23 protein-coding genes and 1 pseudogene are annotated in these 23,671 nt (G+C 65.5%); 9 read left to right on the top strand and 15 right to left on the bottom strand.

The window, feature by feature from the left end:
- Positions 1-76: 76 nt before the first annotated feature.
- On the top strand, positions 77-211 hold the full coding sequence (locus tag G315_RS14780) for a hypothetical protein (RefSeq protein ID WP_255349435.1): 135 nt from the start codon (positions 77-79) through the stop codon (positions 209-211).
- Positions 208-1,638 carry a phospholipase D-like domain-containing protein gene (locus G315_RS0100745; protein ID WP_019611676.1) on the top strand — a complete coding sequence of 477 codons (1,431 nt, stop codon included), beginning with the start codon at positions 208-210 and terminating at the stop codon, positions 1,636-1,638. The genes G315_RS14780 and G315_RS0100745 overlap by 4 nt, the downstream gene beginning before the upstream one ends.
- A gap of 291 nt (positions 1,639-1,929) precedes the next feature.
- Here the strand turns inward: G315_RS0100745 and G315_RS0100740 are convergent, their stop codons facing one another.
- Both G315_RS0100740 and G315_RS13665 read right to left on the bottom strand, forming a co-directional pair.
- Positions 1,930-2,250 (bottom strand): hypothetical protein, encoded by a 321-nt coding sequence (locus tag G315_RS0100740; RefSeq protein ID WP_019611675.1) that lies wholly within the window; start codon positions 2,248-2,250, stop codon positions 1,930-1,932.
- Between the two features lie 140 nt (positions 2,251-2,390).
- On the bottom strand, positions 2,391-2,756 hold the full coding sequence (locus G315_RS13665; RefSeq protein ID WP_081624438.1) for a DJ-1/PfpI family protein: 366 nt from the start codon (positions 2,754-2,756) through the stop codon (positions 2,391-2,393).
- Between G315_RS13665 and G315_RS13660 the strand changes: the two are divergent.
- A pseudogene (locus G315_RS13660) lies at positions 2,718-2,942 on the top strand (LexA family protein); the annotation flags it as partial. The gene G315_RS13665 and the pseudogene G315_RS13660 overlap by 39 nt on opposite strands.
- 13 nt (positions 2,943-2,955) lie before the next feature.
- On the opposite strand, the gene G315_RS0100730 reads toward G315_RS13660, so the two are convergent.
- On the bottom strand, positions 2,956-3,627 hold the full coding sequence (locus G315_RS0100730; RefSeq protein ID WP_019611672.1) for a DUF429 domain-containing protein: 672 nt from the start codon (positions 3,625-3,627) through the stop codon (positions 2,956-2,958).
- An 85-nt stretch (positions 3,628-3,712) separates the two neighbouring features.
- On the opposite strand from G315_RS0100730, the gene ubiG reads away from it, so the two are divergent.
- Complete coding sequence (gene ubiG, locus G315_RS0100725; protein WP_038034546.1) at positions 3,713-4,471, top strand: bifunctional 2-polyprenyl-6-hydroxyphenol methylase/3-demethylubiquinol 3-O-methyltransferase UbiG; 759 nt, start codon at positions 3,713-3,715, stop codon at positions 4,469-4,471.
- Here ubiG and G315_RS0100720 read toward each other — a convergent pair.
- Complete coding sequence (locus G315_RS0100720; RefSeq protein ID WP_019611670.1) at positions 4,418-5,086, bottom strand: bifunctional 2-polyprenyl-6-hydroxyphenol methylase/3-demethylubiquinol 3-O-methyltransferase UbiG; 669 nt, start codon at positions 5,084-5,086, stop codon at positions 4,418-4,420. The two genes, ubiG and G315_RS0100720, sit on opposite strands and share 54 nt — an antisense overlap.
- A gap of 253 nt (positions 5,087-5,339) precedes the next feature.
- Here G315_RS0100720 and G315_RS0100715 point away from each other — a divergent pair, with 253 nt between their 5' ends.
- Positions 5,340-5,963: an SPOR domain-containing protein gene (locus G315_RS0100715; protein ID WP_019611669.1), complete on the top strand. Its 624-nt coding sequence runs from the start codon at positions 5,340-5,342 to the stop codon at positions 5,961-5,963.
- Between the two features lie 8 nt (positions 5,964-5,971).
- On the opposite strand, the gene G315_RS0100710 is transcribed toward G315_RS0100715, so the two are convergent.
- Both G315_RS0100710 and G315_RS0100705 read right to left on the bottom strand, forming a co-directional pair.
- Positions 5,972-6,517, bottom strand: coding sequence for a cyclin-dependent kinase inhibitor 3 family protein (locus G315_RS0100710; RefSeq protein ID WP_018145788.1), 546 nt, complete (start codon positions 6,515-6,517; stop codon positions 5,972-5,974).
- A gap of 34 nt (positions 6,518-6,551) precedes the next feature.
- A complete protein-coding gene (locus tag G315_RS0100705; protein ID WP_018145789.1) occupies positions 6,552-7,820 on the bottom strand; it encodes a phosphatidylserine/phosphatidylglycerophosphate/cardiolipin synthase family protein in 1,269 nt (422 codons plus the stop codon).
- Positions 7,821-8,002: 182 nt separating this feature from the next.
- Here G315_RS0100705 and G315_RS0100700 point away from each other — a divergent pair, with 182 nt between their 5' ends.
- Complete coding sequence (locus G315_RS0100700; protein WP_019611668.1) at positions 8,003-11,161, top strand: error-prone DNA polymerase; 3,159 nt, start codon at positions 8,003-8,005, stop codon at positions 11,159-11,161.
- 17 nt (positions 11,162-11,178) lie between these two features.
- On the opposite strand, the gene G315_RS0100695 is transcribed toward G315_RS0100700, so the two are convergent.
- The 5 genes from G315_RS0100695 to G315_RS0100675 all read right to left on the bottom strand — a co-directional run bounded on the left by G315_RS0100695 (position 11,179) and on the right by G315_RS0100675 (position 17,134).
- A complete protein-coding gene (locus G315_RS0100695) occupies positions 11,179-12,228 on the bottom strand; it encodes a glycosyltransferase family 10 domain-containing protein (RefSeq protein WP_019611667.1) in 1,050 nt (349 codons plus the stop codon).
- Complete coding sequence (locus G315_RS0100690) at positions 12,225-13,190, bottom strand: GDP-L-fucose synthase (RefSeq protein ID WP_026182115.1); 966 nt, start codon at positions 13,188-13,190, stop codon at positions 12,225-12,227. The genes G315_RS0100695 and G315_RS0100690 overlap by 4 nt, the downstream gene beginning before the upstream one ends.
- Positions 13,183-14,268, bottom strand: a complete 1,086-nt coding sequence (gene gmd, locus G315_RS0100685; RefSeq protein ID WP_018145793.1) for a GDP-mannose 4,6-dehydratase — start codon at positions 14,266-14,268, stop codon at positions 13,183-13,185. Before gmd ends, G315_RS0100690 begins: the two co-directional genes overlap by 8 nt.
- 86 nt (positions 14,269-14,354) lie before the next feature.
- Positions 14,355-15,785: a mannose-1-phosphate guanylyltransferase/mannose-6-phosphate isomerase gene (locus G315_RS0100680; protein ID WP_026338789.1), complete on the bottom strand. Its 1,431-nt coding sequence runs from the start codon at positions 15,783-15,785 to the stop codon at positions 14,355-14,357.
- 5 nt (positions 15,786-15,790) lie between these two features.
- Complete coding sequence (locus G315_RS0100675; RefSeq protein WP_019611665.1) at positions 15,791-17,134, bottom strand: phosphomannomutase/phosphoglucomutase; 1,344 nt, start codon at positions 17,132-17,134, stop codon at positions 15,791-15,793.
- A gap of 183 nt (positions 17,135-17,317) precedes the next feature.
- On the opposite strand from G315_RS0100675, the gene G315_RS0100670 reads away from it, so the two are divergent.
- Positions 17,318-18,079: a class I SAM-dependent methyltransferase gene (locus G315_RS0100670; RefSeq protein WP_018176861.1), complete on the top strand. Its 762-nt coding sequence runs from the start codon at positions 17,318-17,320 to the stop codon at positions 18,077-18,079.
- A 116-nt stretch (positions 18,080-18,195) separates the two neighbouring features.
- Here the strand turns inward: G315_RS0100670 and G315_RS0100665 are convergent, their stop codons facing one another.
- The 4 genes from G315_RS0100665 to G315_RS0100650 form a co-directional block, all read right to left on the bottom strand.
- Entirely contained in the window at positions 18,196-19,470 is a 1,275-nt protein-coding gene (locus G315_RS0100665) for a diguanylate cyclase (RefSeq protein WP_018176862.1), read from the bottom strand.
- Positions 19,471-19,554: 84 nt separating this feature from the next.
- On the bottom strand, positions 19,555-19,947 hold the full coding sequence (locus G315_RS0100660; RefSeq protein WP_018145798.1) for a CBS domain-containing protein: 393 nt from the start codon (positions 19,945-19,947) through the stop codon (positions 19,555-19,557).
- An 11-nt stretch (positions 19,948-19,958) separates the two neighbouring features.
- Positions 19,959-20,306, bottom strand: coding sequence for a hypothetical protein (locus G315_RS0100655; protein WP_018145799.1), 348 nt, complete (start codon positions 20,304-20,306; stop codon positions 19,959-19,961).
- Between the two features lie 3 nt (positions 20,307-20,309).
- Entirely contained in the window at positions 20,310-21,821 is a 1,512-nt protein-coding gene (locus G315_RS0100650; protein ID WP_018169656.1) for a DUF1538 domain-containing protein, read from the bottom strand.
- A gap of 360 nt (positions 21,822-22,181) precedes the next feature.
- Between G315_RS0100650 and G315_RS0100645 the strand changes: the two genes are divergently transcribed.
- Together G315_RS0100645 and G315_RS0100640 are read left to right on the top strand one after the other, a co-directional pair.
- On the top strand, positions 22,182-22,886 hold the full coding sequence (locus G315_RS0100645; RefSeq protein WP_019611664.1) for an SDR family NAD(P)-dependent oxidoreductase: 705 nt from the start codon (positions 22,182-22,184) through the stop codon (positions 22,884-22,886).
- A gap of 94 nt (positions 22,887-22,980) precedes the next feature.
- The gene (locus G315_RS0100640) at positions 22,981-23,646 is read left to right on the top strand and encodes an OmpW family protein (RefSeq protein WP_019611663.1); all 666 of its coding nucleotides are present in this window, start codon (positions 22,981-22,983) and stop codon (positions 23,644-23,646) included.
- Positions 23,647-23,671 lie beyond the last annotated feature (25 nt).

Here is a 23,671-nt window from a genome sequence, read left to right as displayed (position 1 = left end):
CGCTTCAGGGGCCACCCGCCACCGCAGCCGGGCGGGTTCCCTGACATCAGTGTAGCCCACCATCGGAGGGGTCCCGTTGAACGTCTCTGAGATGCCCCCGCCACCTCTGGACGGCTATGTGCCGATCGAGGATCACGGCCTGATCGGGGATGGTGCCAGGACCGGAACGCTGCCGCGTTCGACCCTGGCCGGCGCTTCGGGCTGCGCATGAGGCGCGGGCGCTGGTTCCTGCTTGGGCTGCTGGCTGTCTACCTCTCGACCGGCGCCTACCACCTGTACAAGCCGCTTCCCGAAGGACTCGATGTCGCCACGCCCTACCGTCCCGCCGAGGGGGTCGAGTTCCTCGCGGATGCCACGTGGACGGACACGCAGGGCAATCAGCACACAGAGCAGGAGATATTCGATGCCGCCCTGGAGATGATCGGACAGGCGCAGTCGCTGGTCGTCGCGGATTTCTTTCTGGTGAACCAGTTTGCGGCGACGTCCGAGGCTGCGCATCGTCCACTCTCAAGCGAGTTCGTCCTCGGACTGGCGGAGTGGCACGCACAACGCCCCGGGGTCGAGGCGCTGCTGATCACCGATCCCTTCAACACCCTCTACGGCGGCATCAAGCAGCCCCTGCTCTCCCGGCTGGAGGCGCAGGGGATCCCCGTGATCGAAACGGATCTGCGGGCCCTGCGCGATCCCAACCCCCTGTGGTCGGCCACCTGGCGCATCTGTTGTCAGTGGTTCGGCAACAGTTCGCATGGTGGTTGGCTCCCGAACCCGGTGGGCGATACACCCGTCACCCTGCGCACGTACCTTGCGCTTCTAAACTTCAAGGCGAACCACCGCAAGACGCTGGTCACGGATGGGCCGGACGGCTGGACCGGACTGGTGACCTCGGGGAATCCGCATGACGCCAGCAGCCGGCACGACAACATCGCCGTGCGTTTCCGGGGCGCCGCGGCCATCGACCTGCTGCACACCGAGCGCGCGGTCGCAGAGTTCTCGAATGGAACCCGAACGGCCCTTCCGGATCGCGTGGAAGCGAACGGAGCCGTCGATTCGCCCGTCCGGATCCGAGTCCTGACCGAGTCACGGATCCGCGACGCCGCCCTGGAGATGATTGACGCCGCGGATCCTGGGGACCAGCTGGACCTGTGGATGTTTTACCTCTCGCACCGGGCCATCGTGAAAGCCCTTCTGGCCGCGCAGCAGCGCGGCGTCGACCTGCGGGTGCTTCTCGATCCGAACCGTGATGCATTCGGCCGGAAAAAGCAGGGACTACCCAACCGGCAAGTGGCGCTGGAACTGAACGCCGGGGGCGTCTCGGTGCGCTGGTGCAATACCCAGGGCGAGCAGTGCCACGCGAAGATGCTCCTGCATCGTCCTCGCGATGGAGATGCCACGCTGCTTGCGGGCTCCGCGAACTTCACCCGGCGCAACCTGGACAATTTCAACCTGGAGACCAACGTGCAGATTCAGGCCGAGGCCGGGACTCCGGTTATCGCCGATGCCGCCCAATTCTTCGATACCCGCTGGCACAACGAGCCGGGCCGGGTTCACAGCCTCCCCTACCAGGAATATGCCGACGACTCCCGGCTGCGCTACTGGCGCTACCGGATGATGGAGGCGACCGGGCTGTCTTCTTTCTGATCCGCACCAGACACCGCTTACTGCGGTGCGGACCCGTTCCACACTCGGAAACACCACGCCGAGGGCGGACGCCCACGAGTATGGCGGTTATTCGCGAACCAGCAGGCGCGGGCCACACCACGCTGGGCTGAACCCACCGAAGCGACCTCCCCCACGGGGGACGCACCGCCCCCGGGACGGACTCGCGGCCATGCCTCTGGCAGTGCCAGGCACTGGGCCGGGGAGCAAGAAAAGGCGATCGGGGCGGCGACGCGGCTCGCGCGACCGTTTCCATTTCGCCAGGCCTCGTTCTTACCGGAAGCGTTCCGAAGCGTTCCGTAGGGCCTTTGCCATGTCATCCCAGGCGGACTCCATTCCTTCCCGCAACTCCTTCCACGAATCCTCGCTCGCCTCGCGCACCTGGCGTAGCCGATCCTCGGCCTCGTCGCGCCGTTTACGCAGTTCCTGGATTTGCTCTTCGTACTTGGCGCGCAGATCCGCATCCGCCTGCTTGGCCTTCGCCTCCAGCTTTCCCAGGTCGTGGTTCCACTCGTCAATTTTCGCTTTCATCTTCTCGACGTATTGTTCGCGATCACTCATCTCGTCCGTCTCCTTGTTCTTCGTGAATTGCATGGGTCCGCTGCGAACCAAGGATCCGCAGCATATAAAGCTGCGCCCTGAACACGCCCCAATACATCCGTTAGCGGAAGCATTGATCCGGGACTCGGGCCTGCTGGCTCAAACTAGAGCCCTCTGCTGTATGTGCGGGGGAATCATCCCAGTTTTTCGAGCAACGCCCGACAAAATGCAGGCAAGTTATCCGGCGTGCGGCTACTGATCAGGTTGCCATCCTGCACGACTTCCTCGTCGAACCAGTCGGCGCCCGCGTTGACCATATCGTTACGGATCGAATGGAACGAGGTCACCCGCCGCCCGGCCAGTATGTTGGCCGATACGGCCATCCAGCCACCGTGACAGATCCAGGCCACCAGCCCGCCACGCTGGTGCACGGCGCACACCAGATCGACCATTGCCCGATGCCTCCGCATCTTGTCGGGTGCCATGCCGCCCGGGATGATCAGTGCATCAAGGTCGTTCGCATCGACCCCGACTGGGTGGTGATCGAATCGCGCGACCATGCCCGCAACGGCGAGATCCTCGTGGCCCTGATCAATGGCGAAGAAGCCACCCTCAAGCGTATCGAGCAGACCCCGAATGTCGTCCTGCTGCACGCGGAGACTCGGACCTATGCGCCCCACTTCGTCGCCCCGGACCGGCTCCGCATCCAGGGCGTACTGGTCGGGCAGATGCGCCGTTACCTCTGATCGAAGCAGCCCGTCAGCAGGCGAAGTCGAAAGGATGCTGCGGCGGCTCGGCCGGGTAGATCCAGGCGGGTTTGCCCTGGCTCCACTGCCAGGCCGCCAGACCCGCGGCACAAGCCGCCACCGAATGGTCGCTGGCCCGATCGAGATCGCGCACCCCACTGAGGCCCTTCCGCTCCAGCCAGGCCAGCAGCTCCCGTCGCGCCTCCGACGTGCGCTTCATGGCCTTCAAGGTCGCAATCGTGGCGCCTCTCAGGGCCATGGCCACCGTGGGGTGTACCTCCACCACCCGGGCGTCCGGGCGCTCGCTGCGGAGCATGCGGCTGACCGCCACGCCCCGCAGCGTCAGGTAGGCCATGCGCGGTGCGGAAGGGGCCATGACGGTTCCGGCCGGCAAACCGTGTTCGACCGCCACGCGTCGCAGGGACTGGTCGGATGTGCGACTGCCTCCGGTGGGCGAATACGACAGGGGCGCATCCAGCCCGACAATCGCGCCCGCGGATACACGGTCGAGGATCGCCTGGTCGTTGGCTCCCGCCACCAGCTCCAACAGAACGAGCGCCCCACCCTGTTCACGGAACACGGCGACGGAGGTATGCGCGGCACTGCCGGGGCCGGACAGGTCCACCCCGATGATCGTCTGCCCCATTCGATCGACCTCGGCCCGCTGCTGACGAACGGCCACCATCGCATCGATCCTGGCCGGGTGCGATCAAAAACGGGAGCGCGTGGTCCGAAAGTAACCTTCACAACCATGGTGAGCCGTGCAGCCAATGAATTCTCCGGATGTGGAACGCGACCGAACCGTCGATCCGAACGAGGTGGAGCGCTATCGCGCCCTCGCCGAGATGTGGTGGCAACCGGATGGCAGGCTCTGGCCCCTGCACGTGCTGAACCGCCTGCGTAGCGACTATATACGCCATCAGCTCTGCCACTCGCTCGGACGGGACCCGGAAGCCGAGCACCCCTTGTCCGGCCTGCGCATGCTGGACATCGGCTGCGGCGGCGGCCTGCTGAGCGAGGCCATGGCCCGCTTGGGCGCGAACGTGCTAGGGGTGGATGTCGTCGACCGCAACATCGCCGCGGCACGGCATCACGCCGACGAGCAAGGCCTCGACATCCACTACGAGGTCAACACGGCGGAGGCCCTCGCGGAGCGCGGGGAAGATTTCGATGTGATCCTCAACATGGAGGTGGTCGAACACGTGGCGGACCTGCCCGCGTTCATGGGGAGCGTCAATCGCATGCTCCGCCCCGGCGGCCACACCTTCGTGGCCACGATCAACCGCAATCCGGTCTCGTTCGTGGTGGCGATTGTCGGAGCCGAGTACCTCTTCCGCATCCTGCCCCGGGGCACCCATCAGTGGAAGCGGTTCGTCACGCCCCGGGAAACGCGGGACCTACTGGCACGGGACGGCCTGGAGCCCGTGACGCAGACGGGAGTCAGGGTCAATCCTCTCAACCGCCGGATGTGGCTGTCAGGATCCATGAGCGTCAACTACATGATCCTGGCGCGCAAGCCCCCTGCCTGATCCGGCGCCCCCGCTCGCCGGGCACGCCACCACGAGGCAGGAAGCGCGCGACCCATGGGTCGCTATCACGCTCCATTCCTCCACCACCAGATCCGCGGCCGCGAGCTGGGCGCAGAAATCAGCCTCGTAGGTCACGTGCCCGAAATCGATGGTCGTGATCCGTCGCAGCAGGGGCTTGAGGATCTCGACCCAGCGCACGGGGCGGTGCTGGATGGTCTGCGTGAACAGGAACCGGCCGCCTGGCGCGAGCAGCCGCTTGCAGTGGCGCAGGGCCTGTTCCGGATCGGGCAGCAGCATGAAGCTCGCGGAAAAGTACACCACGTCGTAGGGACCACCCGCGTGGTCGTACACGGATTCCCGAAAGACCGCGGCGCAGTCGGCCAGGGTTGATTCCTGCAACCGGAGCCGCGCCCGCCGGACGTAGTCGCCATCGATATCGATCCCGGTCAGGTGCAACTGCTTGTGCCGCGCCCGCTCGGCATTGGCCAGCAATGCCCCCGCCGTGCCGATGCCCACATCCAGCACTCGCGCGCCATCGGGCATCCGCTCCAGGGCCTCCGCATACCAGCGGGCGGTCAGTCGCAGGATCAGGAGATCGTAGATCGCACTTCGCATCAGGCTTCTCGCCAAGGACCGGTAGGGCAGCGCGGCAGGGACAAGGGCCGTAAGAACCCTCGCCAGGCCCTGCGCGCATCATCGCACCCAAGCAGACAGTCTTCCACGAACCTCTCGCCTCCCGGCCCGACCCATAACTGGCATCTTCTTTGCATGTCGCTACAAGAGGGCGGAAACGTCATTTTTCCGTCGCCCGACGGAGGACCCGCCCCTCGATGACGAAAAGGCAAAGATTGCCAAGGAGGGTCACAAGATGATCAATCTGTTCCTTACCCGACGCCAACTGTTCCTCCTGGTGCTGGGCACCCCGCTGGCCACGGTCCTGCTGTTCATTCTGGGTGTCTTCTCGGGCGCCGCGATCGGGGCCCCCGGACCGCTTGGCGCCGAGCCCGAATCGCCGGCAACCGAGAACACGGGCTCGGCGCCGGAATCCGGACGCGCCCGCGCGTCTTGGCTGGATACCCCGGCACCCTTGTCGACCCGCGCCGGCGATGACACCGCATTGCCACTCTTCTCGCCGGCTCGCCATTCCGGCCGCATTGAGGGGAAAAGCCAGGAGCCGTCGCTGGCGGAACCCACGCCGCAACGCCAGCATGAGCGGAGCGAAGACGCCTCCGCACCCGAGGAGCTGTATTCCATCCAGGCCGGCGTATTCACCGAACTGGAAAACGCCCGGAAGTTGAACCGGACCCTCAGGGCCCGCGGGCTTGCCAGCCGGCTGGAGGTCGTGGACGGACCCGAGCCGGCCTCCGAACGCTACCGGGTTCGCATCGGCCTGTTCGACTCGCGCGCAGCCGCGATGGCCGCCCTCGAGGCACAGGAAAGGGATACGCTCGCGGATGCCTTTATCGTCGCGCGGCCGTTGAACCACTCCTGAAACGCACCTCAGTCCGTGCGCGGCAAGCTGCGCAGGTAGCGTTCCTGGTCGGGGCTTTCGATCGCGCCGGGACGGGCCGACCGGACCTCCCGGATGGCCGCCTCCGGCGCAAGCCCGCGTTCGATGAGGGTCAGGGCAGCAATGGTGCCCGCACGGCCCTGACCACCCCCGCAGTGGAACACCACGCGCTCGCCGGCCCGCAACCGCTGGTGGACCTGCGGCCCGACATCCTGCCAGCCCTCTTCCCAGGGCTGATCGGGAGCGGCCATGTCGCCGATCGGAAGATGCAGCCAGCGCATCCCCGCCGCCTGAACGCTCTTCCCGAGACCCGGGACACCCAGATCAGTTAGCTCGGACCCCTGATTCAGGGTCACGAGTACGTTCGCACCCCAGTCCCACAGCGCCGCCAGATCCGCCTCCACGTCCTGCGCCGCGCAACTCGTTCCATCCGGCCGCTTGCCGGGGCAGCGAGTCATGCCAATCGCCCCGCCCTCGGGCAGATGAATGACCCCGATGTCGAGCGAAGGGGTCTGGCCGGCCGTGGGGGATGTCATGGCGTGCTCCTGCCGTGGGGGTCGAAATGGTGCATCAAAGATAGGGACCAATCAGGTGCGTGATCCACCCCGCCAGGCGGCGCCGCAGCGGCCGGTTCTCCCAGTCCTCGATGGTCAGGCGCTCGGCATCGGCCTTGTCCACCTCGATCAGTTCGCGGATCTCGCGGGCGAAGCCTTCGTCCCAGATGTTCAGGTTGGCCTCGTCGTTCAGGCGAAACGACCGGTTGTGCAGATTCGCGGAGCCGATACTGGCCCAGCGGTCGTCGATCGCCATCAGCTTGGAGTGGTACATGCGCGGATGATACTCGTACAGTTCCACCCCGGATTCGAGCATCGGCCGCCAGCGATTAACCGATGCATGACGGAAGAAACCGAAGTTCATGCTGTCGCCCGGGACCAGCACGCGAATACGGACACCCCGGTCGGCCGCCTCCTCCAGCACCTCCAGGAACCGCGGATCGGGATAGAAATAGGCCGTGCCGATCGTGATGTGCTCTTCCGCCGCGGCAATGGCATGCAGAAACATCAGGCGCACCCGGTGACGCCCCTCGCGCGGGGCACTGTTAACCATCTGGGCGTCGCGATCCCCCATTTCGGACAGCTCGGGGAAATACGCCGCGCCGGTGGGCATCCGCCCCGTGGCGTCCAGCCAGGTCTCCAGGAACACCGCCTGCAGATTGCCGACCACCGGGCCCTGAATGCGAAAGTGGTTGTCGCGATAGCCATCGCGGTCGTCACCGTCAATCCAGGGATCCGCTACGTTGGCTCCCCCGATGAAACCGGTATGACCGTCCACCACCAATAGCTTGCGATGGGTGCGGTGATTGAAGCGCGACAACTGGTACCAGGACGGCTCGCGCCAGCGCACTAGCTCCACCCCGGCCTCTTCCATGCGTTCGAACATCTCCGGGTCAGCATCGCGCGAACCAATGAAATCCAGCATGGCATGCACCCGAACCCCGCGTTCCGCCGCACGCGCCAGGACCTCGGAGAAGATCGCCGCCTGCTCGCCCCAGTACTCGTATACCTCGAAGGTGACCGAATGCTCGGCGTTTTCGATCGCCTCGATCTTGGCCGCGTAGATGGCCTCGCCGTCCTGTAACAGGTCAATGCGGTTGCCGCTCACGATCGGCTGCTGCAGGAGCAGGCCCATGTCCCGCCGGAACTGCTCCGACGAAGTCCCGTACTCCAGCGCCAGCGGCTCTTTCAGCCGGTCGGGTTTCGGCAACGCATTGAACAGCACCACATTCCCCAGCGCAAAGATCAGGGCAATCAGCACCACCGGGAGCAGGACGTAGCGCATGGGGTCTCCAGGCACGCAGCGAATACATGAGGATTTTGGCCCAGTGTACACAGCCGGTTACAAAAACCGGCGAAGGTTCGTCAGGTGGCCTGTTATCCCGGCACCGCGTTCAAGCGTAATGGGTTGGCGATCCCCCCGGTCATTGTGGGACGGATTCCATATACTGTATATATCGACAGTATATGGAATCCGCAGCCCATCCCCCCACCCGCAAGCATGCCGGCGCCCCCCCGGCCTATGCCGAACTGACGACGCTCAGCAACTTCTCGTTCCTGCGCGGGGCTTCGCACCCGGAGGAACTGGTCGAAAGGGCGCAGGCACTGGGCTATCGCGCGCTGGCGCTGACCGATATCGCCTCGCTGGCTGGTGTAGTACGAGCACACTCGGCAGCAAAGGAATGTGGGTTGCACCTGATCCTGGGGGCGACCTTCCGGCTTGCCGATGGCCCCGCCCTGACCCTTCTGGTGCGCAATCCCACGGGATACTCCACCCTGTGCCGATTGATCACTCGAGCCCGCGGCGCGGCAGACAAGGGACACTACCACCTGACGCGCGCCGATCTGGATGCCCTGCCCGCCGAGAGCCGTGCCGGCTGGCACAGCCTGCTGCGGGTCGACGCCGACAGCCCAGAGGCGGCGTTCGCCGAAGCGGCCCACTGGCTGTCCGGATGGGCCGCCCCAGGTCAGGGCCACCTGGCCGTGAGCCAGTTGCGTACCCCCGAAGATGCCACCCTGCCGGCCCGCGCCCGGGCGCTGGGAACCGCCACTGGGCTCCCGATCGTCGCCTGCGGCGACGTGCACATGCACCGGCGCGGCCGGCGCGCCTTGCAAGACGTGCTGACCGCCCTGCGCCTGCGTTCGACGGTCGCGGAGGCGGCGCATGAACGCTTCCCCAATGGGGAACGCTGCCTGCGCCCACGGGCCGAGCTGGCCGCGCTGTATCCCGCCGCCTGGCTTGAGGCCAGTGTAACCATCGCGCGGGACTGCAACTTCTCGCTGGACGCGGTCACCTACCGCTACCCCACCGACCCGTTGCCGAAGACCATGACCCCGTCCGCCTACCTGCGCGAGGAGACCCTCAAGGGCGCGCTCAAACGCTGGCCCGACGGCATCCCGCCGAACGTGCAGGAACAGATCGAACGCGAACTGGGCATCATCCGCGAGCTGGGCTACGAGCCGTACTTCCTGACCGTCTACGACATCGTGTGCTTTGCCCTCGGCCGCGGGATCCTGTGCCAGGGGCGCGGCTCGGCCGCCAATTCGGCCGTGTGTTATGCCCTCGGCATCACCGCGGTGGATCCGTCGCGCTCCAGCATGCTGTTCGAGCGCTTCATCTCCGCCGAGCGTGGCGAACCGCCGGATATCGACGTCGACTTCGAGCACGAACGCCGCGAGGAGGTGATCCAGTACATCTACCGGCGCTACGGTCGCGAGCGCGCCGCGCTGGCCTGCACGGTAATCCGCTACCGCCGCCGCAGCGCCCTGCGCGACGTCGGCCGCGCGCTGGGCATCTCGCGTGCACGGCTGGATGCGCTGACCGCCAACCTCGCCTGGTGGGACGACGGCATCCCCGCCGAGCGCCTGCGCGAGGTCGGGCTGGACCCGGACGGCGCCCTGGCCCGGCAGTGGCAGATGCTGACCGCCGAGCTGCTCGACTTCCCGCGCCACCTGTCGCAGCACACCGGCGGCTTCGTGATCGCCGACGGCCGGCTGGACGAACTGGTGCCCATCGAGAACGCGGCGATGCCTGAGCGCTCCGTGATCCAGTGGGACAAGGACGACCTGGACGCGGTGGGCCTGCTGAAGATCGACGTGCTGGCGCTGGGGATGCTCTCCTGCGTGCGCCGTGCGCTGGAGCTGATGGCGCGTCACCGGGGCCGCGACTGGGGCCTGGCCGACATCCCCGCCGAGGATCCGGCGGTCTACCGCATGCTGCAGAAGGCCGACACCCTGGGCGTGTTCCAGATCGAGTCGCGCGCGCAGATGAGCATGCTGCCACGCCTGAAGCCCGCGAACTTCTACGACCTGGTGATCGAGATCGCCATCGTGCGCCCCGGCCCGATCCAGGGCGAGATGGTGCACCCGTATCTCAAGCGCCGCGCCCACCCGGAGCGGGTGCGCTATCCGAACGCAGAGGTGAAACGCGTGCTCGGACGCACCCTCGGCGTACCGATCTTCCAGGAGCAGGTGATCGAGCTGGCGATGGTCGCGGCCGGTTTCTCCGCCGGCGAGGCGGACGGGCTGCGCCGCGCGATCGGCGCCTGGCGTCGCACCGGCCAGCTCGCGCGCTACCGCGAGCGCCTGATGGAGGGCATGCGTGAACGGGGCTATCCGGAGAAATTCGCCGAGCAGCTGTACAAGCAGATCCTCGGCTTTGGCGAATACGGCTTCCCCGAGTCGCACTCGGCGAGCTTTGCGCTGATCACCTATGTCTCGTCCTGGCTCAAGTGCCACGAACCGGCGATCTTCGCCTGCGCCCTGCTGAACAGCCAGCCGATGGGCTTTTACGCCCCGGCGCAGATCGTCGCCGACGCCCGCCGCCACGGCGTGGAGGTCCGCCCGGTGGATGTGCGCTGTAGTGACTGGGAGTGCACGGTGGAACCGCTGGCCGGGAGCGACGCGCTGGCCCTGCGCCTGGGCCTAAACCGCGTCGGCGGGCTGGCCCGCGACGTCGCCGGGCGCGTGGTCACCGCCCGCGTTGAGCGGCCATTCGCGGACGTGCCGGACCTGGTGGCTCGCGCCAGGCTCACCCGCGCCCAGGCCAATCGCCTCGCGCGCGCCGACGCCCTGAAGGGCCTGGCCGGTAACCGCCACCAGGCGCGCTGGGCGACCGAGGCGGTGGAGGAGCCTCTGCCGCTGTTCGCCGAGGGTCCGGGCGAGACCGTGCGCGAGGCCGACGTGACCCCGTTGCTGCCCCGCCCGGATGCGGTGGACGACCTGGTGCAGGACTACGCCACCCAGGGCCTGAGCCTGGGCCCGCACCCGCTGGCGCTAATGCGCCCATTCCTGGAACAGCACCGACTGTCCACCGCCGCCCGGCTACTCGAACAGCCCGGCTACAGCGGGGCCCGCTACGCCGGACTGGTGATCACCCGCCAGCGCCCCGGCTCGGCCAACGGCACGGTATTCCTCACCCTGGAGGACGAAACTGGCACGTTGAACCTGATCGTCTGGCCGGACCGGGTGGAGCACTTTCGCGCCGAGGTCCTGCACGGCCGCCTGCTGGAGGCCCACGGCGAGTGGCAGTACAGCGAAGGCGTCGGCCACCTGATCGTGCAGCACCTGATCGACCGCAGCACCTGGCTCGGCGAACTCGCCACCCACTCCCGCGACTTCGGCTGAACCGCAAAGCGGCCAGTTCAGGTACGTCCGGCGAGGTGGCCGATGCGCTGGCTGACCTTCTCCCAGGCTCCTTCCAAAGCGGCCAGCGGATCGCGGCGCCGGAGGGCGCGGCGGGAATGGATCCACTGCCCCGTGGGACCAGCCGGCTCGGTGTCGTGTGCAGCCTCGATAATCCGCGAGACCACGGCGAACTGGTTGTACTCCTCCAGCAGCCGGCGCCGGGCCTCGAGGATGTGTGGCAGGCGCTGTTCATACTCGTTGTCGCGGATGGCGCGGCGAATGCGTTCCGCCGTCCCCTCCACGTCATCGATATCAACCGCGATGAAGCTTTCCGGCGGAAAATAGTCCGCCGCATTGGGCGCACCGTAGTAAAACGGGAGCGTCGCGCCGAGAAAGGCGTCCGCCAGCTTCTCGGTCCAGTGATGCGGCCCCACGTAGTTCTCCACCGCGAGGTGATAGCGGTACGCATCCAGGCATTCGGCCTTGTCATCCAGCGGCTGCACCCCCTTGCCGAAGATCTCCAGTTCTGGCAGCTCGGCCTTCAGCGCCCAGGTGAAGTCATAGCGCCGCCGGTGCAGAGTGTGGCGCTGGCGTTTCGCCGAACACATGGTGGCGATCTCGCGGGTCTTCTCCAACGGCGGGTTCGCCCGCATCTCGTTGTACGGCCGCTCGCCCTGACTGCCGAAACCGTAGTACCAGAGCATCCCCTGCTGGGAATGGATGCGCCGACGGTGCTTGAGGGCCCATTCCGGGTGCGAGGTCAGCACGCGACCAAACTGCCGGGTAAAACGCCGGCCATAGGACTTGATGGACGGCGGCTCCATGGTTACCAGCAGAGTGCGCTCGGCCCCGCAGGCCATTTGCTCGCTGTAGTGCCGATTACGCCCCGTGTTCGAGGGAAACTCGTCGTAGACCACCAGCCAGTCGTATTCCGTCGCCTGGGGATCGAAAATGAACTCGCAGTCTCCCCACCGCCCTTCACCGTCCGGCAGCTGGTGGCGCCAGATGCTCTCGCGCATGGTCGAGAGGAACTTGACCCGGATTGGACGCGACACGGGGTCCGTCACGGCCTCTCCCCGCCGCGTTCCAGGAATTCGGCATAAGCTCCCGCGAGGCCCTCTTCAAGTTCGATCCGGGCCTTCCATCCCAGCGCCGCGAGTCGCGAGACATCCAGCAGCTTGCGCGGCGTCCCGTCCGGCCGCGAGGTGTCAAAACGCAGTTCGCCGGCAAAGCCGACCACCCGGGCCACCAGCCGCGCCAGATCGGCGATCGCTAGATCCTCGCCGGTGCCGACGTTGATATGGCTCAGCATCGGTTGCGTGTGTTCTGCGTAGGTCACGTGATCGAGGTTCATCACGTGTACACAGGCCGCCGCCATGTCATCCACGTGGAGGAACTCCCGGCGCGGGGTGCCACTCCCCCAGACGGTCACATGCCCGGCTCCGGCCCGCTTCGCCTCGTGAAAGCGCCGGATCAGCCCGGGAATCACGTGGCTGTTCTCCGGGTGATAGTTGTCACCCGGGCCGTAGAGGTTGGTCGGCATCACCGAGCGGTAATCCGTGCCGTACTGCCGGTTGTAGCTCTCGCACAGCTTGATGCCGGCGATCTTGGCAATCGCGTAGGGCTCGTTGGTCGGCTCCAGCGGCCCGGTCAGCAGGGCCTCCTCGGGGATCGGCTGCGGCGCCTCGCGCGGATAGATGCAGCTGGACCCGAGAAAGAGCAGCCGCCGCACGCCCGCTCCGTGCGCGCCATGGATCACGTTCGTCTGGATCGCGAGGTTGTCGCGGATGAACTCGGCCGGATAGGTGTTGTTGGCATGGATGCCCCCGACCTTCGCCGCCGCGAGGTAGACCCGATCCGGGCGCTCCACGCGCATGAAGGCCTCGACCGCCGCCTGATCGGTCAGGTCCAGCTCCGCATGGCTGCGGGTCAGCAGTTCCACCCCCGGCCAGTCCTCGAGCTGGCGACACACCGCGCGGCCCACCATCCCGCGGTGTCCGGCGACGAAGACGCGTTGCAATTTACTCATGGCGACTCAGGGTCCGGTAGCCGTGGTCGCGCACCAACTCGTCCCGCTCGGCACTCCTGAGATCCTCGCGCACCATCTCGGCCACTAGTTCGTCAAAGCGAATACGCGGTTCCCAGCCCAGCTCGCGCTTGGCCTTGCTGGCATCCCCCAACAGGGTCTCGACCTCGGTGGGACGAAAATAGCGCGGGTCCACCGACACGATGCAGCGGCCCTTTTCGTCGAAGCCCTGCTCGTCCACGCCCTCGCCGCGCCATTCGATGCGCATGCCCAGCTCGCGCGCTGCGGCGTCGACGAAGTCGCGCACGCTGTGCTGTTCGCCGGTGGCGATCACGTAGTCGTCCGGGGTTTCCTGCTGCAACATCAGCCACTGCATCTCGACGTAGTCACGGGCATGTCCCCAGTCCCGTTTGGCATCCAGGTTGCCCAGATAGAGGCGTTCCTGCAGCCCCAGCTTGATGCGGGCCAAGGCGCGCGTAATCTTGCGGGTGACGAAGGTTTCGCCGCGCACCGGCGATTCGTGGTTGAACAGGATGCCGTTGCAGGCATACATCCCGTAGGCCTCGCGGTAATTCACCACGATCCAGTAGGCATACAGCTTGGCCACCGCATACGGGCTGCGCGGATAGAACGGGGTGGTCTCGTCCTGCGGGGTGGCCTGAACCTTGCCGTAGAGCTCCGAGGTGCTGGCCTGATAGAAGCGCGTGGTCTGCTCCATGCCAAGGATGCGGATCGCCTCCAGCACGCGGAGCGTGCCCAGGGCATCGGAGTTGGCGGTGTACTCCGGCTCCTCAAACGAGACCGCGACATGCGACTGCGCGGCGAGATTGTAGATCTCGTCCGGCTGCACCTGCTGAATGATGCGGATCAGGCAGGTCGAATCAGTCAAGTCGCCATGATGCAGGATGAACCGGCGATCACTCTCGTGCGGATCCTGATACAGGTGGTCGATACGATCGGTATTAAACAGAGAGGAGCGGCGCTTGATGCCGTGCACCTCGTAGCCCTTGTCCAGCAAAAACTCGGCCAGGTAGGCCCCGTCCTGCCCGGTAATCCCGGTGATCAATGCCACTTTGGCCATGCCAACTCCTGCTCGCAGGCCACGCCCCGTCCGCGCGCCGCCCAAAAGGGCGGATCATAGCATTCCCGGAACCACCCGATGCCCGGTCACGCGCGGCCGTACACGTCCTCCAGGCGGACAATGTCATCCTCGCCGAGGTAGCTTCCGGACTGCACCTCGATCAATTCCAGCGGGAGCGCGCCGGGGTTCTCCAGGCAGTGAACCTGGCCAATCGGGATGAAGGTCGATTCGTTCTCGGTGACCAGGTAATTCTGCTCGCCATTGGTCACCCGCGCGGTGCCGCTGACTACTACCCAATGTTCGGCTCGATGATGATGCATCTGCAGGGAAAGACGCGCACCGGGGTTCACGGTGATGCGCTTGACCTGATAGCGCGCCCCGGTATCGATGGATTCGTAGCACCCCCAGGGACGATAAACCGCCGTGTGATTGACGTGCTCGCTGCGGTTGTCCGCTTTCAGGCGCTCCACGATGAGTTTGACGTCCTGAACGCGGTCGCGGTCGGCAACCAGTACGGCGTCACGGGTGGCGACCACGGCCAGGTTGCGCAGGCCAATGCCGGCGACCAGCAGGCCGTCGGCATCCACCACGCAGCCCTCGCTATCTTCCAGCAGGCAGTCCCCGCGCAGGGTGTTGCCCTGCTCATCCATACCACGCACGCGCGCCAGAGCGGACCACGAGCCGATGTCGCTCCAACCGGCGGCCAGCGGTGTGACGGCGGCGTGCTCGGTGCGCTCCATCACGGCGTAATCCACCGAGATGTTCGGGGCCGCGGCGAAGGCCTCCGGGTCCACCCGCAGGAAGTCGAGGTCCTCGCGAGCGCCCTCCAGCGCGGCGCGACAAGCCTCGACGATGCCCGGTTCGAAACGCTGCAACTCCTGCATGTACAGCGAGGCGCGGAACACGAACATGCCGCTGTTCCAGAGGTAATCGCCACTGTCGACGTACTCGCGCGCGGTGGCGGCATCCGGCTTCTCGACGAAACGCGCCACTCGCGCCCCGGCCTCCCCCAGGGACTCACCCTGTTGGATGTAGCCATAACCGGTCTCCGCAGCAGTAGGTACGATCCCGAAGGTCACCAGGTGGCCCGCCTCCGCCAGCGTCATGGCTCGCGCCACGGCGGCCTGGAAGGCCTCGGGATCACCGATGTGGTGGTCCGCCGCCAAGATCAGCAACAACGGGTCGCGCCCTTCCACCTGCGCCTGCAATGCGGCCAGGGCGATTGCCGGGGCGGTATTGCGCCCCTCCGGCTCCAGCACGATGCGGGCATGCTCCACACCTGCCGCCCGCAACTGCTCGGCCGCCAGGAAGCGATGCTCGACGTTGGCCAGCACCAGGGGCGCCGACGCGCCCAGGCCGTACAGCCGCTGGGCCGTCTGCTGCAGCAACGTCTGCTCCCCGGTCAGGGGCAGGAACTGCTTGGGGTAGTGACTGCGCGATACCGGCCACAGCCGAGTCCCCGATCCGCCGGCCAGTATCACCGGCTGCAGCTCCGTCCGGCTTTGCGTAGGTTCCATCGGCCTTACCCCCGTATCAGGCGTGAAATCTCGTCCACGCGGCGTTCCAGCAGGGCCGGATCGGCGCGGGTCTCCACATTCAACCGCAACAGCGGCTCGGTATTGGAACTGCGCAGGTTGAAGCGCCAGTCCGCGAATTCCAGGCTGACGCCATCCGTATGATCCAGCCCCACGGCTTCCGACGCGTAGGCCTGCATCACCCGATCGGTGGCGGCGGCGGCGTCCTCGACCTCGAAGTTCAGCTCGCCGCTGCAGGGGAAGCGCGCCATGCGCTCGGCTACCATCTCGCCCAACGCCTGGCCGCGTCGGCCCATGAGCTCGGCCACTCGCAACCAGGGCAGCATCCCGGTATCGCAGTAGTAGAAGTCCCGGAAGTAGTGATGAGCACTCATCTCGCCCCCGTAGATTCCATCCTCGTGGCGCAGCCGCTCCTTCATGAAGGCATGTCCGGTCTTGGACTGGATGGGCTCACCCCCCGCGGCACACACCATCTCAATGGTGTTCCAGGTCAGGCGCGGGTCGTGGACGATGCGCTCCCCGGCGTGCCCCTCCAGGCAGGCCTCGGCCAGCAGGCCCACGATGTAATACCCCTCGATGAAGTTGCCTTGGGCGTCGAACAGGAAGCAGCGATCAAAGTCGCCGTCCCAGGCCACGCCCAGATCGGCGCCGTGCTTGCGCACCGCCTCCGCGGTGGCCGCGCGGTTTTCCGGCAGCAATGGATTGGGAATGCCATTGGGGAAACGCCCATCCGGTTCGAAGTTGACGCGGATCAGCTCGAACGGGAGATGCGGCTCCAGGGCCTCCAGCACCGGCCCCGCCCCCCCGTTGCCGGGGTTCACGACCACCTTGAGTTTCGGCAAGGTTTCGCGGTCGACCGAAGCCAGCAACCGGGAGATGTAGTCCGCCCGATGATCCAGGTGCCGGACCTGCCCGTGGGGCATGGGCCGGAAGTCACCGCGCTCGGCGCGAGCGCGAATCGCCTGCAGCCCGGAATCCCCGCTGATCGGGCGCGCATCGCTGCGAACCAGTTTCAGCCCGTTATAGTCCAGCGGATTGTGGCTGGCCGTCACCATGATCCCGCCACCGGCCCCATAGTGCGCGGTGGCGAAATACACCTCTTCGGTGCCACACATGCCGATATCGGCAACATCACTCCCGCCCGCCGTAAGCCCTTCGGTGAGCGCCCGCGCCAGTTCCGGGCTGGAAAGGCGGATATCGTGCCCGACGACCGTGCGTCCCGGCCGGATCTCCTCGGCGAAGGCGCGCCCGATCGCTCGCACCACATCCGGATTGAGCTGGTCCGGCACCCGGCCACGTATGTCGTAGGCCTTGAAACAGTCGATCTTCATGCACGCCCCTTACCGGCATCATTCGCTTCCCGCACCGGACAGAAATCCGTTGCGTACACCTTCATGATACATAGCCAAAGGGCTCCGCGAGGCCATGCCAGCATCACTGGCGTGAGTGCCGTTACTTGACGCTCTACACGCATACCCCCGAGCATGGTGGGTTTATACAACGAGGAAAAGCCGATGAGTGAGCCGCAAGTGAAGACCGAGGAGAAGAAACAGCATTTCGACGATATCTACGTCGCCGAGACCCCGGTGCCGTTCAAGGAGCGCATTATCGACGCGCTCGACTACATCTCCGACGACTTCAACCGGCAAACCTTCGACCGGCTGATCCTTCCCTGGGCCGAGCAGCAGGCCGCCACCGGCAAGACCCTGAACTACGTGGACCTGTGCTGCTGCTTTGGCAACACCACCATGGCCGCCATCCACAATATGGATGTCGAAGCGATCCGCGCCAACTGGGCCGATGAGCAAGCCTGCAAGACCGTCGCCGCCCCGCGCCGTCTGCCGATGAAGACCACCGGCATCGACATCTCGGGCAACGCGCTGGCCTATGGCAAGAGCGCCGGGCTGTTCGACGAAACCTTCGAGGCCGACCTGAACCAGCCCGCACCGGAGACCCAGGCCGCGATCGAAAAGTCCATGGCCGACGCGGACATCGTGATCTCCACCGCATCGCTGGTCTATCTGGACCCGCCGGCAATCGAGAAGCTGATCCGCTCCTTCGCCGAGACCCCGCGCGAGGGCTACATGCTGGTCAACTTCCTGAACCCCTTCGCCCTGGAAAAGGCCGACGCGACCAAGCGCCTGCTGCTGGAACACCTGGAATTCGTCGGTAGCACCGCCAGCCGCCATCGCCGCCTGTCGCCGCTGGAGCAGGAAAACTATCCGGGCGAGGACTGGGCCCTGCTGGAGATCTGGGTCCTGCGCCGCCGCGCGTAGTCCGGATGCTGCCAATATCGGGGCATGGCATCCCCGACAGGACACAGGACGGGCCGACCCTTTTGGGGTCGGCCCGTTTTCGTTACGGCCACCGACGCACTACCGGAACCACGGCCTCAGAGCAAGACGATCCGGTTACGCCCCGCCTCCTTGGCCTGATACATCGCCTCGTCCACGCGGCGGGCGAAGGTCTTGGGGGTATCGCCCTGGCGCATCTCGGTCACCCCGAAACTCGCCGTAACCGACACCGGGCACGCCGTTTCCATGGCCGCCACGGCCCTGCGCAGCTTTTCGGCCATGGCCTCGGCGCCCGCGCCAGGGGTCTCCGGCACGACGACCATGAACTCCTCCCCGCCCCAGCGCCCAAGGGCATCCGCCTCGCGCAGCGCGCCCTGCACCGTATCGGCCAACCGCTTGAGGACGTCATCTCCAGTCTCGTGACCGTAGTCGTCGTTGAAGTCCTTGAAATGGTCGATATCGAACATGATCAGGGAAAGGGGCCGTTCGTAGCGGCGGCTGCGCTCCATCTCCGCCTCCAGGGTGTTGCCCAGGCTCAGGCGATTGGCCAGCCCCGTCAGCCAGTCGGTATGCGCCAGCCGCCGGATCTCGTCCTCCATGCGCACTCGATCGGTCACATCCTTGCTGATCGACACGTAGTGCGTCACCCGGCCATGGGAATCGGTCACCGGACTGATGCTCTGCTCCATGTTCATCAGGGTGCCGTCGCGGCGGCGGTTCACGAACTCGCCACGGAAGGCTTCGCCGCGCGCGAGCGTATCCCACATGTCGCGATAGAACCCCGGCTCCTGCTGACCGGACTGAAGGAACCGCGGATTCTTGCCTACCGCTTCATTCCGGCTGTATCCGGTCTGCTCCTCGAAGGCCGCGTTCACATAGGTGATCGTGCCTTCGGGATCGGTGATCATCACGGGGTCCACCGACACCTCAAGCGCCGTCGACAATAGCCGCAGCTCGTCATCCCGCCGCCGCTCCTCGGTAATGTCCTTTTGCACCGAGACGAAGTGGGTGATGTCACGGTCGTTATCGCTGGCATATACGGGCGAGATGTGCCAGCGAACCTCGTACGGGGAGCCATCCTTGCGGTAGTTGACCGTTTCGCCATCGAAATACTCGCCACTGACGAGTGCCCCGCGCAACCTGTCCAGAACGGCACGCGAGGTGGCCGGGCCCTGAAGGATACGCGGGGTTTTCCCCAGGGCTTCCTCCCGCGAATACCCGGTCATGTGCTCGAAACCGGTATTGACGTAAACGATCCGCGGACCGCCGTCCAGATCCGCGTCGGTAATGACGACCGAGTTGTACGATTGCTCGATAGCGGCATCCAGCAATCGGAGTTTCTCGAACCCCTCGATGATCGACACGGACGCCATATCGGGCCTTCTGCAAAAAATGAACGCACGACACAGGGTCATGCGCGAGGTCACTGAAATCCGACCCGCTTGGGGCGGCGCAGTTCAGTCCATGTCCGCCATCTCGAGGATCGATCCGACAATGTCGCTGGTCGTCACGATCCCTTCCAGCTCGTTGCCCTTCAGCACCACCAGCCGTCGAATGCCCTGGCTCACCATCAGCCGCGCGACGTACTTCACATCCATCTCGGCGGGCACCGTGATCACCGGTTTCGTGCAGACATCATAGACATTCGAGAGGTCGATATCGCCCTCTTCCGCCACGATCGTCTTGAGGATGGTGGTGTAGGTGATGATGCCGTAGGCATCGTGGGCGTGCTGCTTCTCCACCACCAGCGACTTGACGCCATGCTTGCGCATCAGCTGCATCGCCTCGCGCAGCGGTGCCAGGGGAGACACAGTGACGACATTGGGTCTTAGAATTTCGCTTACCAGCATGTTGCTCTCCGTCAGAGTTCTTCCTTGACCTGTTCCTGGAACTGCTCGATCTGCTTGCGCCCGATACCGGCGAGATGGGCCACATCCACCGTAAAGGCCACTCCCCGCGGGTCATTGGCCAGGTCCAGCTCCCTCGAGATGCACTTGAGCACGTCCAGGGCCACCTTCTTCTCCAGCACCCACAAGAGGACCGACTGACTGCCCTCGTAGGTCATGCCGAGAAACGTCCTGCGGGCCTCGGCGCCAATCCCGCGCGCATCCATGATGGTCACGCCACCTGCGCCCGCTTCCTTGGCCGTGGCAATCGCCTGTTCCTCCAGATCATCCGAGAGGACGGCCACCAGTGCAGAAAATCGCATTGCTCACTCCTCCTGCCGCTCGTCGCGAGCGGACCAGCGTTCGTAAAGATCCACGGCGATCGCGTAGAGCATCACCGTGACGATGGGAAATATCGACGCGAACGCGATCAGACCGAAGCCGTCGATCAGTACGTTGCGATCCTCCAGGTGCGTCGCCAGGCCGATCCCCAGAGCCGTCACCAGGGGCACAGTCACCTCGGAGGTGGTCACCCCGCCAAGATCGAAGGCCAGTGCCACGATCTGCTTGGGCGCCAGGATCGTGAGCACGATCACCAGCAGGTAGCCGCCCATGATGTAGTGGTGGATGGAGTCCCCCGCCAGGATGCGGTGCACTCCGATGGTGATGCCAATGGCCACGCCCAGCGCCACCAGGATGCGGATTACGTTGCCGCGCAACGAACCGCGAGCGGCCTCCTCGGCCTTCTGGCCAATCGCGATCAGCGCTGGTTCCGCCATGGTGGTCGCGAACCCGATGGAAAAGGCGAACAAATACACCCACACGAACAGTTCGTTGGTAATCAACTGCTCGGCCATACTCTCGCCGATCGGGAACAGGCCCAGCTTCAGCCCCACCACGAAGGCATAAAGCCCCAGCACCACCAACACGAAACCGAACATCACCCGCGGCAGATACGGGATGCGCTTGCGCAGCACGAAATACTGGAACACCACGATCACCGCGATGATCGGTGCCACGTCACGCAGCATCAGCAACAGGTCCATGCCCATCGCGGACAGCCAGTGCCGCTCGCCTGCGCCTGGCAGATCGGTTCCCGGATCCATGGCCGCTGTCTCGGCGCCGGTTGGAGCCGCGATCTCCGCTCCCGTGAACACGATGATCCCGTAGATCTGCACCGTGATCATCGGCACCATCACCGCCAGCGCCACCAGCCCGAAGCCGTCGCGCAGCGGGTTGCGCCCGCTTATGGAGGCCGCCAGCCCCAGGCCCAGTGCCGCCACGAGCGGCACCGTCACGATGTTCGTGGTCACCCCGCCCGAGTCGTAAGCCAGGCCCACGATCTCCTCGGGGGCGAAGAAGGTCACCAGCACCACCAGCACATAGCCGGTCAGGATGTACCAGTGCAGCGGATGTCCGAGCACCGTGCGCAGGATCCCCAGCGCCACCACGGCCCCTACCGAAAGCGCGACAATCAGCCGCAGCACCATGCCCTCGATACGGCCCTCGCTGATCACCTCCGCCTGCTCCGCCACCGCGATCAGGGCCGGCTCCGCGATCACCGTCGCAAACCCGAGCGTAAAGCCGAAGGCCATCAGCAACAGCAACGATCCACGCCGCGCCAGTGCGTTGGACAGGTTCTTGCCGATGGGGAAGATCCCCATCTCCAGGCCCTGCAGGAACAAGGCCACGCCGAACACCACGATGGCCAGGCCCACCACCATCGACAGCAGGCCATCCGGCACCGTGCGCAGCACCAGCGCCTGGAACACCGCCACCACGATCACGATCGGAGCGAGGTTGCGTGCCGCATGACCCAGGGTGTGGAGAAAATTCATGCGCTCCCTAGGGAAACACTAATTAATGTACACACTCGCGCTCGAGTCGCTTTTGCGTGCGAACAAGGCGCGGCGACCGCCGTGCAGTCATTCTGCACAAGGGAGCCGCAACGCCGTTCCCGCGCCCGTTTTTGATAACAACGGGCGGCCGAGCCCCTGCTTTGCAATGGCTTGTGGGGTTGGCACCCCAGGTTCCCCGATCCTGCGTTGCGCCGCTTGCGGGTAGAACCACTACCCGCTGCACGACACGCCTTGTCTCGGAAAACCTGGGGTACCAACGCGAGTGTGTACATTAATCAGTGTTTCCCTAACCGAGGCGCCGCCCCGGAATCAATCGCAAGCGTAATGGTCCTACGCTGCATGGAATCCCTGCAGATACCCTATCGCGCTGTAGTCATCGGCGCCACGGGCGGCCTCGGTGCCGCGTTTGTCGACCACCTGGAGAACGACCCGAACTGCGAACGCGTGGTCGGCCTCGGACGCCAAAGCACCCCGTCCGTGGACCTGCTCGACGAGGCCAGCATCGAACACGCCGCCGCCTGGCTGCGAGACCAGGCACCCGAGTGGGACCTGATCCTCGACGCCACCGGGATCCTGACCATCGACGGCCACGGCCCGGAGAAGCGCCTGCGCGATCTCGACCCGACGATCATGGGCCGTGCCTTCGCCATCAACGCCATCGGCCCTGCATTACTGTTCAAGCACCTGGCACCCCTGCTCCCGCGGGGCCGCAAGGGCATCCTGGCCACCCTCTCGGCCCGGGTGGGCTCCATCGAGGACAACCACCTGGGCGGCTGGGTGAGTTATCGCGCCTCCAAGGCCGCGCTCAACCAGATCGTGCGGACCACGGCCCTGGAACTACGCTTCAGCCATCGCCATGCGCTGGTGATTGCGCTTCAGCCTGGCACCTGCGACACCCGTCTGTCGGAGCCGTACCGGTCACGCGCCCCGGAGGTCCTCAGCCCCGAATACGCAAGCGAACGTCTGCTCGGTGTCCTGGACCATCTGGAGGCCGACCAGTCCGGCAGCTTCCACGACTTCGAGGGCCAGCGCCTGCCTTTCTGAACGCTCACCCGCCACAACCATGATCTGCATCAACAACCGCTAATACCGATGGCGGGATAGTGCCTGCGAACATACACCGATTCGGAGGCTCGACATGCAACGTTCCACCACCCTGCGCGCTCTGACCCTGGCCGGCCTGCTGGCCCCCGCAGCCATGATCCCGGCCCACGCGACCGCTGCCAACGCCGATGTCTCCGCTGGCGACTGGCTGCTGCGCGGCGGCCTGACCCATGTGGCCCCCAAGTCCGACAACGGCAATCTGGATGCAAGCGGATTGGGCCTGAGTGCAACCGCACCGGTCGACGTGGGCTCTAACACCCGCCCCTCCGGCAATATCACCTACATGATGACCGACAACCTGGGCCTGGAACTCCTGGTCGCCATCCCGTTCAAGCATGACCTGAACGTAGGCGGTGTCGACATCGGCAGCACGCGCCACCTGCCGCCGACCCTGAGCCTCCAGTACCATTTCAACACCGGAACGGCCGTTCGACCCTACGTCGGCGCCGGCATCAACTACACCCACTTCTTCGACGAAGATACGGCTGACGTGACTTTGGGGCAGGACATCGACCTGGATGATTCCTGGGGTGCAGCGGTGCAGGCCGGCATCGACTTTGCCTTGGACGAAAACTGGTTCGTCAACGCCGAGGTCCGCTGGATCGACATCGAAACCGACGTGTCGCTGGGCGGCGCCGACCTGGGCACGGTCAAGATCGATCCCTGGACCTTCGGGATGAACGTCGGCTACCGCTTCTGAGGCTAGCCACGACCGTCTGACGCCG

Source organism: Thioalkalivibrio sp. AKL7 (genome assembly GCF_000381705.1).
GTDB classification, from domain to species: domain Bacteria; phylum Pseudomonadota; class Gammaproteobacteria; order Ectothiorhodospirales; family Ectothiorhodospiraceae; genus Thioalkalivibrio; species Thioalkalivibrio versutus.
This window is presented reverse-complemented; position numbering and strand designations above follow the sequence as displayed.

Coding starts and splice junctions, on each gene's coding strand:
- G315_RS0100650 (WP_018169656.1), bottom strand. CDS start 21,821: ATGAATTTTCTCCACACCCTGGGTCATGCGGCACGCAACCTCGCTCCG.
- G315_RS0100670 (WP_018176861.1), top strand. CDS start 17,318: ATGAGTGAGCCGCAAGTGAAGACCGAGGAGAAGAAACAGCATTTCGAC.
- G315_RS0100660 (WP_018145798.1), bottom strand. CDS start 19,947: ATGCTGGTAAGCGAAATTCTAAGACCCAATGTCGTCACTGTGTCTCCC.
- G315_RS0100655 (WP_018145799.1), bottom strand. CDS start 20,306: ATGCGATTTTCTGCACTGGTGGCCGTCCTCTCGGATGATCTGGAGGAA.
- G315_RS0100645 (WP_019611664.1), top strand. CDS start 22,182: ATGGAATCCCTGCAGATACCCTATCGCGCTGTAGTCATCGGCGCCACG.
- G315_RS13665 (WP_081624438.1), bottom strand. CDS start 2,756: ATGGTCGCGCGATTCGATCACCACCCAGTCGGGGTCGATGCGAACGAC.
- G315_RS0100715 (WP_019611669.1), top strand. CDS start 5,340: ATGATCAATCTGTTCCTTACCCGACGCCAACTGTTCCTCCTGGTGCTG.
- G315_RS0100680 (WP_026338789.1), bottom strand. CDS start 15,785: ATGGAACCTACGCAAAGCCGGACGGAGCTGCAGCCGGTGATACTGGCC.
- G315_RS0100690 (WP_026182115.1), bottom strand. CDS start 13,190: ATGAGTAAATTGCAACGCGTCTTCGTCGCCGGACACCGCGGGATGGTG.
- G315_RS0100705 (WP_018145789.1), bottom strand. CDS start 7,820: ATGCGCTACGTCCTGCTCCCGGTGGTGCTGATTGCCCTGATCTTTGCG.
- G315_RS0100730 (WP_019611672.1), bottom strand. CDS start 3,627: ATGGTGGCCGTTCGTCAGCAGCGGGCCGAGGTCGATCGAATGGGGCAG.
- G315_RS0100640 (WP_019611663.1), top strand. CDS start 22,981: ATGCAACGTTCCACCACCCTGCGCGCTCTGACCCTGGCCGGCCTGCTG.
- G315_RS0100700 (WP_019611668.1), top strand. CDS start 8,003: ATGGAATCCGCAGCCCATCCCCCCACCCGCAAGCATGCCGGCGCCCCC.
- gmd (WP_018145793.1), bottom strand. CDS start 14,268: ATGGCCAAAGTGGCATTGATCACCGGGATTACCGGGCAGGACGGGGCC.
- G315_RS0100675 (WP_019611665.1), bottom strand. CDS start 17,134: ATGAAGATCGACTGTTTCAAGGCCTACGACATACGTGGCCGGGTGCCG.
- ubiG (WP_038034546.1), top strand. CDS start 3,713: ATGAATTCTCCGGATGTGGAACGCGACCGAACCGTCGATCCGAACGAG.
- G315_RS0100720 (WP_019611670.1), bottom strand. CDS start 5,086: ATGCGAAGTGCGATCTACGATCTCCTGATCCTGCGACTGACCGCCCGC.
- G315_RS0100740 (WP_019611675.1), bottom strand. CDS start 2,250: ATGCAATTCACGAAGAACAAGGAGACGGACGAGATGAGTGATCGCGAA.
- G315_RS0100710 (WP_018145788.1), bottom strand. CDS start 6,517: ATGACATCCCCCACGGCCGGCCAGACCCCTTCGCTCGACATCGGGGTC.
- G315_RS0100745 (WP_019611676.1), top strand. CDS start 208: ATGAGGCGCGGGCGCTGGTTCCTGCTTGGGCTGCTGGCTGTCTACCTC.
- G315_RS0100665 (WP_018176862.1), bottom strand. CDS start 19,470: ATGGCGTCCGTGTCGATCATCGAGGGGTTCGAGAAACTCCGATTGCTG.